Here is a 15,613-nt window from a genome sequence, read left to right as displayed (position 1 = left end):
AGGAGGACGCGGAGCGATCCGGCCCGGGGCTACCGTGCCGCCATGGACCGACGTGACCTCGCCCTCCGGCTGCGCCGCATCGCGCTGGACTGGGTGGCGCCGCTCACGATCCTGGGGATCGGCATCGTCAACCTGTCCTCGTCACCGCACTCCACGGCCTACCCAGGCCCGCCGGTCCGCCACCTCGCCTTCCTGGTGGTCGCGGTGGCGGCGCTCGGCCTCCGGCGCCGGGCGCCGCTCCTGGCGCCGTGTGTCGTCATCGTGGTGTCGACGTGGTGGAGCGCGCTGTGGCCCGACCAGAGCCAGGGCCCGTTCGAGGGGTTCCTGCTCCTGGTCGGCGCCGCCTACTGCCTGGGATCGGTCAAGGGCCGGCGCCGGCTCGCCATCGGCGCCGGCGTGGTCGCCGTGTGGTTCCTCCTCGGGCTGCTCGTCGGTCTGGTCGGCGGCCGGGCCGGGGACGTCGCGCCGATCGCGGTCTGGCTGGCCGTCGGTTTCGCGGTCGGCTACCTGATCAGTCGCCGCACCGAGCAGGCCCAGCAGGCCTGGGCGGCCCATCGAATCCTGGCCGCCGAGCAGGAGCGGCAGACGGCCCGGGCGATCGAGGACGAGCGGGCCCGGATCGCTCGCGAGCTGCACGACGTGGTCGCCCACGGGCTCTCGGTGATCGTGGTGCAGGCGGCGGCGGAACGCCGATCCCTGCACGAGCCGGAGCTCGACGCGACCTCCGTCGACGCGGTCCTCGGCGCGATCGAGCGCACCGGCCGGGAGGCGTTGGTGGACCTACGCCGCCTGCTCGGGCTGCTCCGGCGCACCGACGACGCCGTGGCCCTGGCCCCACAACCGGGACTGGCCCAGCTCGACGACCTGCTGACGTCGGTGCGGGAGGCGGGCCTCCAGGTCAACGTCGACGTCTCCGGTGACAACCAGGAGCTGCCGCCGGGCCTGGACCTCACGGCGTACCGCATCGTGCAGGAGGCGCTGACCAACGTGCTCAAGCACGCCGACGCCACTCACGTGCGCGTCGGCATCGGGTTCCAGCGCAACCACCTCGAGCTGGAGGTGAGCGACGACGGCAGGTCCGGCAAACGGGGTGGGCTCTCCACCGCCGGTGCGGGCCACGGCCTGATCGGGATGCGGGAGCGGGTCGCCGTCTTCGGAGGCACCATCAGCACGGGTACGGCGAGTGGTGGCGGCTGGAGCGTGCACGCCCGGCTCCCGGTCGCGGCGGTGGCGGTCGGATGAACACCGAGGACCCCGATCCCGGTGTCGATCTCAGCGTCGTGATCGCCGACGACCAGCTCCTGCTGCGCGCCGGCTTCCGCAAGCTCCTCGATGGCGAGGACGGCCTGACCGTGGTCGGCGACGCCGCCGACGGGCAGGAGGCACTCGTCCTCGTCGAGCGGCTGCGGCCGAGCGTCGTCCTGATGGACATCCGGATGCCCGTGCTCGACGGGATCGAGGCGACCCGCCAGATCAGCCGTCGGTTCCCCGGCACGGCGGTGCTCGTGCTGACGACGTACGACCTCGACGAGTACGTGTTCGCGGCGCTGGACGCCGGCGCCAGTGGCTTCCTGCTCAAGGACTGCCCGCCCGACGAGCTCACCGCGGCCATCCGGGTGGTCGCCCGTGGTGACGCGCTGATCGCTCCCTCGATCACGCGTCGCCTGATCGCCGAGTTCGCCGGCCGCGCCTCTCGCACCGGACTGCGCGAGCTGCCTCCCATCTCCGACCGTGAGCGGGAGGTGCTGGTCGGCGTCGCCCGCGGGCTCAGCAACAGCGAGCTCTCCGCCCAGCTGTTCATCGGCGAGGCCACGGTCAAGTCCCACGTCAGCAGCCTGCTCACCAAGCTCGGCTGCCGCGACCGGGTCCAGCTGGTCGTCGCCGCCTACGAGGCCGGCCTGGTCACGCCGGGCGTCAACGACCCACAGGGGGCTTGAGACCACCCGCGACATCAGGACGTCGGGGAGGCAGCAGGTCGGGGCTAGGGAGTGGCCGGCAGGAACGCCTCGGAGCGTCCTTCCACGTGCAGGTGCGGGATCCACCGGTCAAGCGGACCTGGCAGCCACCAGTTGCGGCGGCCGAGGAGCCGCATCACGGCGGGCACCAACAGCATCCGGACGAGGGTGGCGTCCACCAGGATCGCCGCGACCATACCGACCCCGAACGACTTGAACGTCACGTCGGGGAGGGCGATCAAAGATGCGAAGACCACGATCATGATAGCCGCAGCGGCGGTGATCACCCGGCCGGTCCCGGCCAGTCCGGAGAGGATGGCGCGGTCGTTGTCGCGGGTGCGCACCCAGGTCTCGCTCATCCGGCTGATCAGGAACACCTCGTAGTCCATCGAGAGCCCGAACAGCAGGGCGAACATGATCACCGGCACGTAGCCGGCCATCGGCGCGGGCGCGTCGATGCCGATCAGCTGTCCGGCCCAGCCGCCCTCGAGGAAGAGCGCCAGGACGCCGTACGCCGCCCCGACGGAGAGCAGGTTCATCAGCGCGGCGGTGAGTGCGATCACCACGCTCCGGAACGCCACGAGCAGCAGCAGCATCGACACCAGGACGACCCCGCCGATGAGGTAGGGCAGCCGATCGACGATGGAGGAGTTGAGGTCGATCGTCGTGGCGGTCCGTCCGCCGACGTGCGCCTCCACGCCCGTGCCGGCGAGCGCCTCCGGGATCACGTCGTCGCGGACCGAGCGCACCAGGTCCACCGTCGCATCGTCCTGCGACGACGTGGTGGGGACGACCGTGATCAGCGCGGTGTCCCCGGCCGGGTTCACCTGTGGCGGCGAGACCGTGGCGACGCCGGGTGTCCGCTCGAGGTCGGAGTCGAGTCGCGCGAGGGCGCCGGCACCGTCCGACCGGCCGAGGTCCGCGACCACCAGCAGCGGTCCGCCGGCGCCCGGCCCGAAGCCCTCGGCCAGCATGTCGTAGCCCCTCCGGTTGGAGGAGTCCGCCGGGTCGTTGCCGGCGTCCGGGATCGCGAACCGGACGCCGAGGAACGGCACGGCGAGCGCGACCAGCACGATCACGGCTCCGACCGCGGCGAAGGCGCTGCGGCGCTCCACGAACCGGCTCCAACGCACCCATGCGGCCGGCGGCACCAGGTGGCCGTCGGGCGACACGGCCGCGGTGGTACGGCGTCGCAGCGGCAGCCGCAACCGGTCGATCCGGCTGCCGGCGTACCCGAGCAGCGCGGGGAAGAGCGTGAGCGCGGCCAGCAGCACGACCAGCACGGCCACCATCGTGACGACCGCCGTGCCGTCCATGATCGACAAGCCCATCGCGAACAGTCCCGCCATGCTCACGATCACCGTTCCTCCCGCGACGAGGACGGCACGGCCGGCGGTGTCGAGGGTGGCCACGGTCGCGGTCTCGGGATCGAGTCCCACGGCGCGCCACTCACGGAACCGGGTCACCATCAGCAGCGCGTAGTCGATGGCGACCGCGATGCCGAGCATCGCGCCGATCAGTGGCGCGAAGGTGGGCACGTCCACCACGGCCGCCATCAGTCCGACCAGGCTCGAGCTCACCATCAGCCCGCCGATCGCGACGGCCAGGGGCAGCCCCGCGGCCACCACCGAGCCGAACGTGAACAGCAGGATCACCGCGGCCGCGAGCAGCCCCAGCATCTCGGCGGTCCCGGTGCGCGGCTCCTCGGCGAGCTTCACGGCCTGGCCGGTCAACGCGACCTCCAGACCGTCGCCGTCGGACGCGTCGGCCGCATCCAGCAACCGCTGGGTGTCCGCGACCGGCATGTCGTTGGGGTTGGCGACGTCGAGGTAGGCCCGCGCCACCAGCGTCCGGTGGTCGGGTGAGATCGCCGACCCCGCGGCGTACGGGTCCGCCACCTCGGCGACGTGGGGAAGCCCCCGGATCTCCCTCAGCAGCCCGTCGACCCTCGCGCGTACGTCGCCGTCGCGCACGTCCGCGGCGTGCACCACCACGTCGATGCGGTCCCCGGCCTGCGCCGGGAAGCGACTGTCCAGCAAGGTCTGTGCCCGCTCCGAGTCCGAGCCGGGCAGTGTTGCGCCATTGACCTTCTCCCCGCCGAACGCGGCGGACAGCCCGATCGCGAGACCAAGACCGAGGAGCCACGCCAGCAGCACCACCCCACGGCGTCGGAAGGAGAGCCCGGCCAGGCGCCCCAACGGGCCCGGCGGGATCGGCCCGGCGCCGGTGGCGCGGTCGTCGGTCAGGAAGGTCTCGGACATGGCGGCCCCTTTCGTCGATGAGCTGACCCGTCCGATGGTGGGGTCGACGACCGGGTCGGGGCCTCGGCCGGGCGGCGTCACGTCGTACGACGTCCGGCGCGGCGATCCCGCGGCCGACCGCGCTCCTCGACGTAGGCCGCTACGCCCGTCGACGGAGTCGGGGGGACGCGGCGCGAACCTATGATCTCGTCATGAAAGCCCGCGCACGGTGGTCACAGGTGCCCGCGGTCGCGCTCGACGTGCTCCTCGCGCTCTTCATCACGGTCATGCAGGTGCAGGGCACCGTCTCGCGGGCGACGGGCGAGCCCACGGCTGTGCTGCGGCCGCTCGCGGACCTCGGGCACCTCGGCTACGTCCTGCTGATCGTCAGCGGCGTGGCCATCGCGGTCCGGCGCCGGTTCCCGGTCACGGTCTTCGCGATCGCGGCAGCCGCCAGCCTCACCTACTACGTCCTGGACTACCCGGACGGGCCCGGCTGGCTGGCGCTCTTCGTCGCCCTCTACACCCTCACGGCGTACGGCGACGGGCGGCGCTCGGTGCTGATCGCCGGCGTCGGCATCACGGTGCTGACCGTCGCCTGGCTGGCCTCCGCGACCGACATCGAGCCGCGCGCGGCCATCGGCTGGGTGTTCTTCCGGATCGGTGCATCGGTGATGAGCGCGGCGCTCGGCGAGTCGGTGCGCAGCCGGCGTGTCATCGCCGCCGACGCGCTGGAGCGAGCCGAGCTGGCCGAACGGACCCGCGAGGAGGAGGCACGGGCCCGTGTCGACGCGGAGCGGCTCAGGATCGCGCGCGAGGTGCACGACACGGTCGCGCACGCCATCGCCGTCATCAACGTCCAGTCCGGAGTCACCGCGCACCTGCTGGACAAGCGTCCTGAAGGGACCCGAGCGGCGCTCCGGACGATCGAGGAGACCAGCTCCCATGCGCTGCGCGAGATGCGGTCCATCCTCGGCGTGCTCCGCGAATCCGAGGACGCGATCGCTCCGCACCCGAGCCTGGGGCAGCTCGACGAGCTGGTCGCGAGCTCGCGTGAGGCAGGGCTCGACATCGTCCTCGAGACCGCCGCGCCGACGGCGACGCTGCCCAGCGCCGTGGACAGCGCGGCGTACCGGATCCTCCAGGAGTCGCTGACGAACGTCATCCGCCACGCGGGCCCGACCCGGGTGACGGTCGGCCTCGACTACGGCGTCGACTCCCTGCGGCTGCACGTCACCAACGAGTGCAGCGGCATGGGTCGCGGCGTTACGTCGTCACCGGCCGACCCCGGACGCGGGATCGCCGGCATGCGCGAGCGGTGCCGGCTCCTCGGCGGCCAGCTCGACGCGCGGCCGACCGACGGCGGCGGCTTCGCGGTGACGGCTCGCCTGCCCCTCGCGCCGGTGGGCGGGACGGCCCTGTGACCGGGTCGTGCGACGGCGTACCGATCAAGGTCCTGCTCGTCGACGACGAGGTCCTGGTGCGGTCGGGCTTCCGGTCGCTGCTGGAGGCGGAGGACGACGTCGAGGTCGTCGGCGAGGCCGCCCACGGTGGGCAGGGGGTCGAGCAGGCGCGGGCCACCCGACCCGACGTCGTCCTGATGGACATCCGGATGCCGACCATGGACGGCATCGCGGCCACCCGGGAGATCGCCGCGACACCGGGACTGCAGCACGTGCACATCCTGATCCTGACCACCTACGACACGGACTCCTACGTCTTCGAGGGGCTCGAGGCCGGCGCCAGCGGCTTCCTGCTCAAGGACGCCGGCCCGGCCGAGCTGCTGCACGGCATCCGGGTGGTCGCCGCGGGTGAGTCCCTGCTGGCGCCTCGGATCACCCGCCGCCTGATCGCCCAGTTCACGACGCAGCGCACCGCCGACCGGGCCGCGCGGGAGCGGCTGTCGGTGCTGACCGATCGTGAGCGGGAGGTCGTCGGCCTGGTCGGGCAGGGGATGAGCAACGACGAGATCGGCGCCGCGCTCTTCCTCAGCCCGGCGACGGCCCGCACCCACGTCAGCCATGCGATGGGCAAGCTCGGGGCCCGCGACCGGGCCCAGCTCGTGGTGGTGGCCTACCAGACGGGGCTGGTCGCTCCCTGAGGACGAGCCGGATCGAGGTGTGCGGAGCTAGGTTGACAGCGCTAACTTAGCGTCGCTAAGTTAAGCTCTCGCCCACGCCAACGGGAGGACCCGTGCTCACTCGACTCGCCGACCTCGGCATCGCCGCCCCACGACGCGTCCTCGCGGTCGCCGGTCTCCTGTTCGTCCTCGGCGCCGTGTTCGGCAGCTCGGCGGCCGATCATCTGTCGTCTGGCGGGTTCCGCGACCCGGGTGCCGCGTCGACCAAGGCCGAGGACCTCCTGCAGCACGACTTCCGGGCCGGCGACGCCAACCTGATCATCGAGGTCACCTCCCCGTCCGGCGTCGAGGACGCGACCGCTCGCGCACAGGGGATGGCCGTCGTCCGCGCGGTCCACGCGTCGCCGTACGCCAGCCAGGTCCGGTCCTACTGGACCGAGCCCAAGAGCCAGGCGGGGGCGCTCCGCAGCACCGACGGCAGGTCCGGGCTCGTCGTGGCGCGGATCGCGGGCGATGACAGCCAGGCGCCGGAGCGCGCGGCGGCGCTCACCGAGCCGCTGGCCGGCACGCACGACGGCGTCACCGTGCTCGGCGGCGGCATCGGCAACGCCTACCAGCAGGTCAACGACCAGACCAAGCGCGACCTCGCCGTCGCCGAGGCGATCGCGATCCCGATCACCGTGGTGGTGCTGATCTGGGTGTTCGGCAGCGTGGTGGCGGCACTCCTGCCGCTGGCCGTGGGACTGAGCGCGATCGTCGGCACGATGGCAATTCTGCGGGGCCTGGCCGGCGTCACCGACGTGTCGGTCTACGCCCTCAACATGACCACCGCCATGGGTCTGGCCCTGGCCATCGACTACAGCCTCTTCGTCGTCAGCCGCTACCGCGAGGAGACCCGTAAGGGCGCGCCCTCCGACGTGGCGGTACGCCGCACCATGCAGACCGCGGGCCGCACCGTCCTGTTCTCGGCGCTCACCGTCGGACTGTCGCTGGCCGCGATGCTCGTCTTCCCGGTGTACTTCCTGCGCTCCTTCGCGTACGCCGGGCTGGCCGTCGTCGGGCTGGCCACCGTCGCCGCGCTGGTCCTGCTGCCGGCGCTGCTCACGCTGCTCGGGTCGCGGGTGGACGCGCTCGACCTGCGATTCGGGATCCGGCGCCTGCTGCGCCGTCCTCCGCCCGCCGTCAAGCCACTCGAGCAGACCTTCTGGTACCGGTTCGCCCACGCCGTCATGCACCGCGCGGTACCGGTGGGCCTCCTGGTCACCGCGGCCCTCGTCCTGCTCGGCCTGCCGTTCACGCGGGCGCACTTCGCCTACCCCGACGACCGGGTCCTACCGACCTCCGCCCAGGCACACCAGGTCGGCGACGACCTGCGCACCAGGTTCGGCTCGAACGCCTCCTCGACGATCTTCGTCGTCGCCCCCGACACCGGCGACCGGGCCGGCGCCGTCAGCGGGTACGCCGCCGACCTCTCCCGTCTGGACGGCGTCACCGCGGTGAGCTCGGCCGCGGGCACCTACACCGACGGCGACCGCGTGTCTCCACCCGACTCGTCGATGAGCCGCGGGGACACGACGTACCTCTCCGTCCACACCAGCACCGACCCGCAGTCCCCGGCGGCCAAGGACCTGCTGACCGGCGTCGAGGCGACTCCCGCCCCCTGGCCGACGCTGGTCGGCGGTGAGACCGCTGACAACCGCGACAGCCTGCAGGCGCTCGCCGGCGCGCTGCCCTATGCGCTCGCGTGGATAGCGATCGCCCTCTTCACAGTGCTGTTCCTCTTCACCGGGAGCGTCGTGCTGCCGCTGAAGGCGCTCGTGCTCAACACGCTGTCGCTCTCGGCGACCTTCGGCGCCATGGTGTGGATCTTCCAGGACGGACACCTCGGCGGGCTCTACCCCGAGCTCACCACGACCGGCTACCTGGTGCCGACCATGCCCCTGCTGATGTTCTGCGTGGCCTTCGGGCTCTCCATGGACTACGAGGTGTTCCTGCTGTCGCGCATCCGTGAGGCGTGGCTGGACTCCGGGCGGACCTCGGCGGACAACCGGCAGGCCGTCGCGGTCGGCCTCGGGCGCACCGGCCGGATCGTCACCGCCGCCGCGGTGCTGATGGCCATCGTGTTCGCGGCGATCGCGACTTCGGGCATCTCGTTCATGATGATGTTCGGCACCGGCCTGACGCTGGCGGTACTGATGGACGCCACCGTCGTCCGCGGCACCCTCGTGCCGGCGTTCATGCGCCTGGCCGGCTCCTGGAACTGGTGGTCGCCGCGGCCGCTGGCCCGGCTCCATCGGCGGTTCGGCCTCTCCGAGGAGCCCGCGGCGGCTCGGGAACCGGAGCCGACCGGGGCACACTGAGCTCCTGCACACGAGGCTCGCACACACGAGGAGGAGAATGTCCGCGTGAGCGCACCCGCGGTACGACGTACCAGGTCCAAGCGCGGGTCCGGCGACCAGCTGCGCGAGGAGATCGTGGTCGCCGCCAAGCGACTGCTCGCCGAGGCCGACCGGGCCGACGACGTACCGATCCGGGCGGTCGCGGAGGCAGTGGGCGTCACCACGCCGTCCATCTACCTGCACTTCGCGGACAAGCAGGAGCTGCTGGCGGCCGTCGTCGCCGACGTCTTCCGCGAGCTCGACGACGCGATGATCGCGGCGGCCGCCCACGAGACGACCCCGCTGGGCCGGCTGCGGGCCTTCGGGCTGGCCTACGTCCGTTTCGCCCTCGACCATCCCGAGCACTACCGGCTGGCCGTGCTCGAGCCCTGCCCCAAGCCCAACATCGAGGTCGACGAGGTGCTGCACTCGTCGGCGTTCTCGCACATGCAGGCGACCGTGGAGGAGTGCATCGCCGCCGGCATCTTCGCGGGCGACCCCCTGGGCATCACCTTCGAGATGTGGGCGGTGGCCCACGGCGTCGCTGCGCTGATGATCGCGAAGCCGTACCTCCCGTTCGGCGAGGCCGAGGAGTTCGCCGACCGCACCTTGTGCGCCGCGGCCCTCGGCCAGGCCGCCCGCTCCCTCGTCGGCGCCGACCCGGACCCCGGCACGGTGTCCGACTGGCTGGCCCGCCAACGCCCCTAGGGACCCGGGCGAGACCGGGTCGCGGCGGTCGCCAGGAGCTCGTCGGGATCCAGGCCGCGGTCGACGCCGTGCGGAACGACGGTCTGCCCGGGCGCGAGGTGCTGCCGGACGCCGTCGAGGTAGACCTCGACCTCGTCCGCCTCGAACGAGACCATCCCCGAGACGCGGCCGACCTCGGGCCAGGCGTCCACGTAGGACCAGGCCGCCCCGCGGTGCTCGCCGATGTCGTAGTAGCCGGCAAGACCCTTGTAGGGGCAGAACGTCTGCCCCTCGACCGGCGTCAGCGCGGTCTCGTCGACGTCCTCACGAGGCACGTACCAGCGCGGGGCGAACCCCGACTCGTAGAGGACCAGCGGCCGCGTCGAGTCGGCGACCACCTGTTCACCGTCGCGGACCACCAGGTGGCGCGAGGTCTGCCGGATGTCGATGCGGTGGTAGGGATCGGCGGCGTGCCCGACGATCCGTTCGTCCTCCTCGTAGAACGCCTCCATCGCGCGCCAGGCGAAGGCGACGCGGCCGGCCAGCACGTCTGCGTACGCCGGCGGCGCGGCGTACTGCCATGCGGCGCGCGCCGTGCTCTCGCCACCGGCCGCGACGGTGAACCACGCGGTCTCGCCCAGCTCGGCGTGCTGCGTCACGCGATCCTCGGCCCGGAGCACGCCCGGCTCGACGTCGGTGACCGGGAAGTACGCGACCGGGTAGCGGCCCGGCTCGTGCAGGAGCCAGACGTCCTCGCTGTCCGCGATCCACTCACCCCCGAACCGCACCCGCATCCGCCGGCGTAGTGGCTCGGCGTAGAGCAGTCGCTCGGGGAGGGGTTCGGGAGTGAGGAACCGGCCGACCGGCCCCCGTCCCAACGGTCCTTGCTGCCATGACAGTCCCATCTCGGTGTCCTTTCCTTCGTTGATGCCTGGCGGTGTCGGGTGTTTCTCACTCGACTGCGTGGTGGCCGCGCTCCTGCAGGACCCACCCGTTGCCGTCGGGGTCGGCGAGGTCTGCGAAGCTCGCGTAGTCCCGCCGCTCCGGGTCGAGCCCCGGCGCGAAGTCGCCTCGCCAGTCGGGCAGGCCCGCCTTGTGCCGGATCGGGCCCACCGCCGCGCCGTGCTCGGTGAGTCGGCGGTGGGTCTCCGCCAGATCGGTGACGACGAGGTACAGCCCCTGGAGGCTCCTCGGCGTCGCGCCGGTGAGCCCCACGCCGAGCTGGATCGAGGTCGCCGACCCCGCCGGCGTCAGCTGGACGACACGGAAGTCCGGCGTCGGCGCGTAGTCGACATCGAGGCCGAATCCGAGCACGTCGCGGTAGTACGCCGTCGCCCGGTCCACGTCGTTCACGGGAACCGTGACGACCTCGATCGCGTAGGACGGGGTCTGCTCCACTGCGGATTCGCTGTCCCTCATGATGCCTAACCTTCACAATCGATGTACCTGGTTAGATGCAACCTAGGCATCTGTGCTATAACCTGTCAAGAGAACTTTGGAGGTTACATGTCAGTTCTGGCGACGACCGACGAGGTCGCCGACGACCAGCTGTTGCTGGACCTGCTCAACAGCACGCCGAGGGCCGACGGCGTACCCACCGACGCCTTGGACGACCGGGCGGCCTCGCGGGCCTGGCAGATGGCCCATGGAGGGCGGGGTACGCCGGCCGAGCTCGCCCGGGTGCGCGCGGCACGCGACGTGCTGCAAGGAGTCGTACGCGACCTGGAGTCGCCGTCGTCCTTGGCGCCGTTCACCGAGAAGGTCCACTACCGGCCCGTCGCCACCGACGACGGTCTGGCCTGGACGCTGGACGTGGCGGCCGACGAGGCCCTCGCCGTACGCGCGATCCTCGCGTGGGACCGACTCCGGCAGACCGCGCCCGGGCGTCTGCGTCCGTGCGCGAACGACGAGTGCTCGCTCTTCCTGCTCGATCGCAGCAAGGCGAACACCGCGCGGTGGTGCTCGATGGCCGTGTGCGGCAACCGGATGAAGGCCCGGCGGCACTACCAGCGCCGCCGCGAGCTGCAGGACTGACCGGCACGCCATGGCGACCCTGGTGTCGGTCAACGTCGGGATGCCGAAGGACGTGACCTGGCGCGGCCGCACCGTGCACACCGGCGTCTGGAAGAGCCCGGTCACCGGCCGACGGATGGTGCGCCGCCTCAACATCGACGGTGACGGCCAGGGCGACCTGAACGGGCACGGGGGCGAGCAGCGGGCCGTGCTGGTGTACCAGCTCGACTCCTACCGGCACTGGCAGGAGTTCTTCGGCCTCGACCGGCTCGAGCACGGCGCGTTCGGCGAGAACTTCACCGTCGACGGCCTGGGCGACGACGAGGTCTGCGTCGGCGACCGGTTCCGGATCGGTGAGGCGGAGCTCGAGGTCACCCAGCCCCGGGTCACCTGCTTCCGGGTCGGGATGCGGATGGGTCAGCCACAGCTGCCCTCCCTGTTGGTCGCCCACCTCCGGCCGGGCTTCTACCTGCGCGTGCTCACCGAGGGGTACGTCGAGCCCGGCGACGAGATCGTCCCTCTCGCGCGCGGCCGGCACGAGATGTCCGTGTCCGAGATCGACGCGCTGCTCTACCTCCCCGAGCCGGATCGCGAGCGGGTGGAGCTGGCCGCGGACATCCCGGCGCTCAGCCCCGGCTGGCAGGCGTCGTTCCGCGCGATCCTCGACGCCGACCCCGACTCGGAAGTGCGGTCACCGGGCGGCGTGTTCACCGCCCCGCCGCCGGCGTGGGCCGGCTTCCGGACGCTCCGGGTCAGTGACGTCAGGCACGAGAGCGAGACGGTCTCGTCGTACTACCTCACCGACGACGGCGGCGCGCCCGTGCCCCGTGCGGTCCCCGGCCAGTACCTCACTTTCCGCATCCCGGGCGCCGGCGACCCCGTCCCGGTGCGCACCTACTCGCTGTCCGGCGGCGCCGACCAGCCGGCGTACCGGATCAGCGTCAAGCGCGAGACGCAGGGCCGGGTCAGCCCCTACCTGCACACGCACCTGCGCCCGGGTGACCAGGTCGAGGTGGCGGCGCCTCGCGGCGACTTCGTCCTCGACCGGCGCACCAACCCCCTGCTGCTGATCTCCGCGGGCATCGGGGTCACTCCGATGCTGGCGATGCTCCATGAGCTCGCCGAGAGCGGGAGCACCCGCGAGGTCTGGTGGATCCACACGACGCACGACGCCGCGAGCCACGTCTTCGGCGACGAGGCAGCCGACCTCGCCGCGTCGCTGCCGTCCGCGCGGTCGCTGGTCTACTTCACAGCCGGCGCCGAGCCGCTCCCGTCCGGCGTGCTGGCGGGACGGCTCACCTCAGAGCTCATCGCGGGGCTCGGCCTCCCGGTCGACGCCAGCGCGTACATCTGTGGCCCCGAGCCGTTCATGGACGACGTGACCGCGGCACTCGTCGCCGCCGGCGTCGCCCCGAGCAGCATCCGCACCGAGCGGTTCGGCTCCCGGTCTGCGATCAACCCGGGCATCGTCGGGGCGGTCGCCCCACCGCCACACCAGCCGCCGGGGCCGCCCGGCACCGGTCCCGAGGTCACCTTCGCCCGCTCCGGTCTCAGCGTCCGTTGGTCCGACGACTACCCGTCGGTGCTCGAGCTGGCGGAGGCGTGCGACGTACCCACGCAGTGGTCGTGCCGCACCGGCGTCTGCCACACCTGCGTGACCTCGGTGCTGGCCGGCGAGGCGGCGTACACCACGCCGCCGATCGAGCCGCCGAGCCCGGACGAGGTGCTGATCTGCTCCTCGCGCCCGGTCCGGGACCTCGTCCTCGACCTCTGAGGCATTCTAACCATCCAATGTCTCTTGACAGGTTATACATGCCTGGTGTTCGCTACTAACCATCATCAGACTTGATGGAGGTTAGTCAGATGCACGGGTCCTACTCACTCTCCCCCGCGGCGCCGTTCCTGGACGGGCTCACCGAGCAGGTCGAGCTTCTGCCACCGACCGGACCCTCGGTGCCGATCGGGCCGGCGGGATCCTCCGAGGAACCCGGCCCGGTCCCGATGACCCGCCTCACACGTGGTGCCGACCGGAGCAACCCACTGCGCCGCTTCCTGCGCACCGAGACCGCGAGCGCCGGACTCGTGCTGGTCTCGGTCGTGGCGGCCCTGGTCTGGGCGAGCGTCGCCACGGCGGGGTACGCCGGGTTCTGGGAGGGCCCGATCGCGGTGCGGCTGGGCGACTGGGTCGGCACCGTCACGGCGCGCGACGTCGTTAACCAGGGGCTGATGACCGCGTTCTTCCTGGTCGTGGGCCTGGAGGCGCGCCGGGAGTTCGACCTGGGAGCGCTGCGCGAGCGGCGCAAGGCGGCAGTGCCGCTGATGCTCGGTGTCGCCGGGATGCTGGTGCCCGTCGGCATCTACCTGGCCGTGACGCACGGCTCGGCCGGCGCGTCGGGCTGGGGTGCCGCGATGTCGACGGACACGGCGCTGTCGCTGGGCGCGTTGACCGTGCTCGGGCGCTCGATGCCGGCGCGGGTCCGCACCTTCCTGCTGACCGTGCTGGTCGTGGACGACATCGCGGCGCTGCTGGTGATCGCCGTGGTGTACAGCCGCCCCCCGCAGCTCACGCCGCTCGCGGTCGCGGCGGCGGCGTACGCGACACTGCTCGCCACCCGCCGCCTACCGTTCCAGCAGCGCCGCACGGCGTACGCCGTCTCCGGCATCGTCATCTGGGGCGGGCTGCTGACGGCGGGCGTCGACCCGGTCGTGGCCGGGCTGCTGATCGGGCTGGCGACGTCCGCCGAGACGCCGAGCCGCGGCTCCCTGGAGGAGGCGACCACGCTGGTACGCCGGTTCCGCGAGCGGCCGATGCCCGAGCTGGCGAGCGCCGCGCGCACCGGTCTGATCGCCTCGCTGTCGGCGAACACCCGGCTCCAGTACGCGTTCCACCCGTGGGCGAGCCGCGTCGTGGTCCCGCTGTTCGCGCTCGCGAACGCGGGCGTGCCGCTGACGCCGGCGAGCCTCGCGCACGCACTGCGCTCGCCGATCGGTCTGGGCATCGCCCTGGCCTACGTCGTGGGCAAGCCGCTCGCGATGACCGGCGGCTCCTGGCTGGTCGGCCGGGCCAGCCGGGGATCGCTGCACCCGCAGGTCGGGCTCGGCGCCGTGGCCGGCAGCGGCGTCACCGCCGGGATCGGGCTGACCGTCTCACTGCTGGTCGCGGACCTCGCCTTCACCGGCGCCGACCTGCGGGACGCCAAGATCGGGCTGCTGGCGGCCGCCTTCACCGCCGGCCTGCTGAGCTCGGCGGCGTTCCGCTTGCTCGCCGCCCTCCCCGAACCGCTCCGCGCCCGCGCGGTCCACGGCTCCGACCGTGACCCGATCGACCTGGTCGAGCCGGTGGATCCCCGGACCGACCACGTGCTCGGCACCCGGACACCGCTGGTGACGATCGTCGAGTACGGCGACTTCGAGTGCCCGTGGACCGCCATGGCGTCCCCCACCTCCCAGGAGATCCTGGCCGCCAACCCGGACGTCCGGTACGTCTGGCGGCACCTGCCCCTCACCGACGTGCACCCCCACGCCGAGATCGCCGCCGAGGCGGCCGAGGCGGCGGGCGCCCAGGGTCGGTACTGGTCGATGCACCATGCGCTGCTGGCCGACCAGGGTGCCTTCGAGCTCGAGGACCTGCTGTCGCACGCGAGCCGGCTCGGTCTCGACCTCGGCCGGTTCCGCACCGATCTGACCTCCCACCGCCACGCCCTCCGCGTCGCCCGTGACATCGACTCCGCTGACGCCAGCGGCGTCGCCGGCACCCCGACGTTCTTCATCAACGGCCGCCGGCACGACGGTCCGCCTGACATCGCGACCCTCACCGGAGCGATCGCCGAGGCCCGCACCCGGCTCCTGGCAGTCGAGGGGGAACTCGCTCAGGCCAGCTGATCCCGCAGCGCCGCGAGATCGCCGAGGACCCATGCGGACGTCAGCCGGCCTCGGTCGGCGGTGAAGAAGGCGGCACCGGCATAGGCGAAGCGGCGTCCGGTCGGTGGCAGGGCGGCCAGGTGGCCGGTGTGTGTGCCGGTGTAGCGCAGCCGGGCCGCCGCCCGGTCCCCGTCGGCGACCAGCGTGACCAGTTCGTTGTGGAAGTCGGACGAGCCCGCGCGGATCGTGTCGCGGTAGGCGCGCCACTCGGCGCGACCCCTCGTCTCGACGCCCAGCGAGCCGCGGAAGCGGAAGTCCTCGTCGAGCACGTCGTCGACGGCTTCGTCGTCCCAGCGGTTCCACAGGTCGTCGTAGAACCGTCCGACCATCTGCTCCACC

General features: G+C 72.3%; 13 protein-coding genes. 9 read left to right on the top strand and 4 right to left on the bottom strand.

Annotated elements, in window-relative coordinates; all coding sequences use genetic code 11:
- Positions 1-42 precede the first annotated feature (42 nt).
- Both VGK78_RS07000 and VGK78_RS06995 read left to right on the top strand, forming a co-directional pair.
- Entirely contained in the window at positions 43-1,242 is a 1,200-nt protein-coding gene (locus tag VGK78_RS07000) for a sensor histidine kinase (protein ID WP_331526829.1), read from the top strand.
- The gene (locus VGK78_RS06995) at positions 1,239-1,937 is read left to right on the top strand and encodes a response regulator transcription factor (RefSeq protein WP_331526827.1); all 699 of its coding nucleotides are present in this window, start codon (positions 1,239-1,241) and stop codon (positions 1,935-1,937) included. The genes VGK78_RS07000 and VGK78_RS06995 overlap by 4 nt, the downstream gene beginning before the upstream one ends.
- A 44-nt stretch (positions 1,938-1,981) precedes the next feature.
- Here the strand turns inward: VGK78_RS06995 and VGK78_RS06990 are convergent, their stop codons facing one another.
- Positions 1,982-4,216 (bottom strand): MMPL family transporter, encoded by a 2,235-nt coding sequence (locus tag VGK78_RS06990; RefSeq protein ID WP_331526826.1) that lies wholly within the window; start codon positions 4,214-4,216, stop codon positions 1,982-1,984.
- Between the two features lie 191 nt (positions 4,217-4,407).
- Between VGK78_RS06990 and VGK78_RS06985 the strand changes: the two genes are divergently transcribed.
- From VGK78_RS06985 to VGK78_RS06970, 4 genes are all read left to right on the top strand, one after another.
- Positions 4,408-5,619: a sensor histidine kinase gene (locus tag VGK78_RS06985; RefSeq protein WP_331526825.1), complete on the top strand. Its 1,212-nt coding sequence runs from the start codon at positions 4,408-4,410 to the stop codon at positions 5,617-5,619.
- Positions 5,616-6,296 (top strand): response regulator transcription factor, encoded by a 681-nt coding sequence (locus VGK78_RS06980; RefSeq protein ID WP_331526824.1) that lies wholly within the window; start codon positions 5,616-5,618, stop codon positions 6,294-6,296. The genes VGK78_RS06985 and VGK78_RS06980 overlap by 4 nt, the downstream gene beginning before the upstream one ends.
- A gap of 92 nt (positions 6,297-6,388) precedes the next feature.
- A complete protein-coding gene (locus tag VGK78_RS06975; RefSeq protein ID WP_331526823.1) occupies positions 6,389-8,635 on the top strand; it encodes an MMPL family transporter in 2,247 nt (748 codons plus the stop codon).
- Between the two features lie 45 nt (positions 8,636-8,680).
- Positions 8,681-9,361, top strand: a complete 681-nt coding sequence (locus VGK78_RS06970) for a TetR/AcrR family transcriptional regulator (protein ID WP_331526822.1) — start codon at positions 8,681-8,683, stop codon at positions 9,359-9,361.
- On the opposite strand, the gene VGK78_RS06965 is transcribed toward VGK78_RS06970, so the two are convergent.
- Positions 9,358-10,245, bottom strand: a complete 888-nt coding sequence (locus VGK78_RS06965) for a DUF427 domain-containing protein (protein ID WP_331526821.1) — start codon at positions 10,243-10,245, stop codon at positions 9,358-9,360. The two genes, VGK78_RS06970 and VGK78_RS06965, sit on opposite strands and share 4 nt — an antisense overlap.
- 46 nt (positions 10,246-10,291) lie before the next feature.
- Positions 10,292-10,759: a VOC family protein gene (locus VGK78_RS06960; RefSeq protein WP_331526820.1), complete on the bottom strand. Its 468-nt coding sequence runs from the start codon at positions 10,757-10,759 to the stop codon at positions 10,292-10,294.
- Positions 10,760-10,846: 87 nt separating this feature from the next.
- Here VGK78_RS06960 and VGK78_RS06955 point away from each other — a divergent pair, with 87 nt between their 5' ends.
- The 3 genes from VGK78_RS06955 (at position 10,847) to VGK78_RS06945 (ending at position 15,235) form a co-directional block, all read left to right on the top strand.
- Positions 10,847-11,374 carry a CGNR zinc finger domain-containing protein gene (locus VGK78_RS06955; protein ID WP_331526819.1) on the top strand — a complete coding sequence of 176 codons (528 nt, stop codon included), beginning with the start codon at positions 10,847-10,849 and terminating at the stop codon, positions 11,372-11,374.
- Positions 11,375-11,384: 10 nt separating this feature from the next.
- Entirely contained in the window at positions 11,385-13,127 is a 1,743-nt protein-coding gene (locus tag VGK78_RS06950) for an MOSC and FAD-binding oxidoreductase domain-containing protein (RefSeq protein WP_331526817.1), read from the top strand.
- Positions 13,128-13,201: 74 nt separating this feature from the next.
- Positions 13,202-15,235: a Na+/H+ antiporter NhaA gene (locus tag VGK78_RS06945; RefSeq protein WP_331526816.1), complete on the top strand. Its 2,034-nt coding sequence runs from the start codon at positions 13,202-13,204 to the stop codon at positions 15,233-15,235.
- Here the strand turns inward: VGK78_RS06945 and VGK78_RS06940 are convergent.
- Positions 15,223-15,603, bottom strand: coding sequence for an ester cyclase (locus tag VGK78_RS06940; protein ID WP_331526815.1), 381 nt, complete (start codon positions 15,601-15,603; stop codon positions 15,223-15,225). The two genes, VGK78_RS06945 and VGK78_RS06940, sit on opposite strands and share 13 nt — an antisense overlap.
- Positions 15,604-15,613 lie beyond the last annotated feature (10 nt).

Source organism: Nocardioides sp. (assembly GCF_036503465.1).
Lineage (GTDB): Bacteria > Actinomycetota > Actinomycetes > Propionibacteriales > Nocardioidaceae > Nocardioides.
The sequence above is the reverse complement of the archived record's forward strand: the minus strand, read 5'-3'. Positions and strand labels throughout refer to the sequence as shown.

What these genes read in the sequence shown, in the direction of transcription:
- VGK78_RS07000 (WP_331526829.1), top strand. Translation starts at nt 43, where the DNA reads ATGGACCGACGTGACCTCGCCCTCCGGCTGCGCCGCATCGCGCTGGAC.
- VGK78_RS06995 (WP_331526827.1), top strand. Translation starts at nt 1,239, where the DNA reads ATGAACACCGAGGACCCCGATCCCGGTGTCGATCTCAGCGTCGTGATC.
- VGK78_RS06990 (WP_331526826.1), bottom strand. Translation starts at nt 4,216, where the DNA reads ATGTCCGAGACCTTCCTGACCGACGACCGCGCCACCGGCGCCGGGCCG.
- VGK78_RS06985 (WP_331526825.1), top strand. Translation starts at nt 4,408, where the DNA reads ATGAAAGCCCGCGCACGGTGGTCACAGGTGCCCGCGGTCGCGCTCGAC.
- VGK78_RS06965 (WP_331526821.1), bottom strand. Translation starts at nt 10,245, where the DNA reads ATGGGACTGTCATGGCAGCAAGGACCGTTGGGACGGGGGCCGGTCGGC.
- VGK78_RS06960 (WP_331526820.1), bottom strand. Translation starts at nt 10,759, where the DNA reads ATGAGGGACAGCGAATCCGCAGTGGAGCAGACCCCGTCCTACGCGATC.
- VGK78_RS06955 (WP_331526819.1), top strand. Translation starts at nt 10,847, where the DNA reads ATGTCAGTTCTGGCGACGACCGACGAGGTCGCCGACGACCAGCTGTTG.
- VGK78_RS06950 (WP_331526817.1), top strand. Translation starts at nt 11,385, where the DNA reads ATGGCGACCCTGGTGTCGGTCAACGTCGGGATGCCGAAGGACGTGACC.
- VGK78_RS06945 (WP_331526816.1), top strand. Translation starts at nt 13,202, where the DNA reads ATGGAGGTTAGTCAGATGCACGGGTCCTACTCACTCTCCCCCGCGGCG.
- VGK78_RS06940 (WP_331526815.1), bottom strand. Translation starts at nt 15,603, where the DNA reads ATGGTCGGACGGTTCTACGACGACCTGTGGAACCGCTGGGACGACGAA.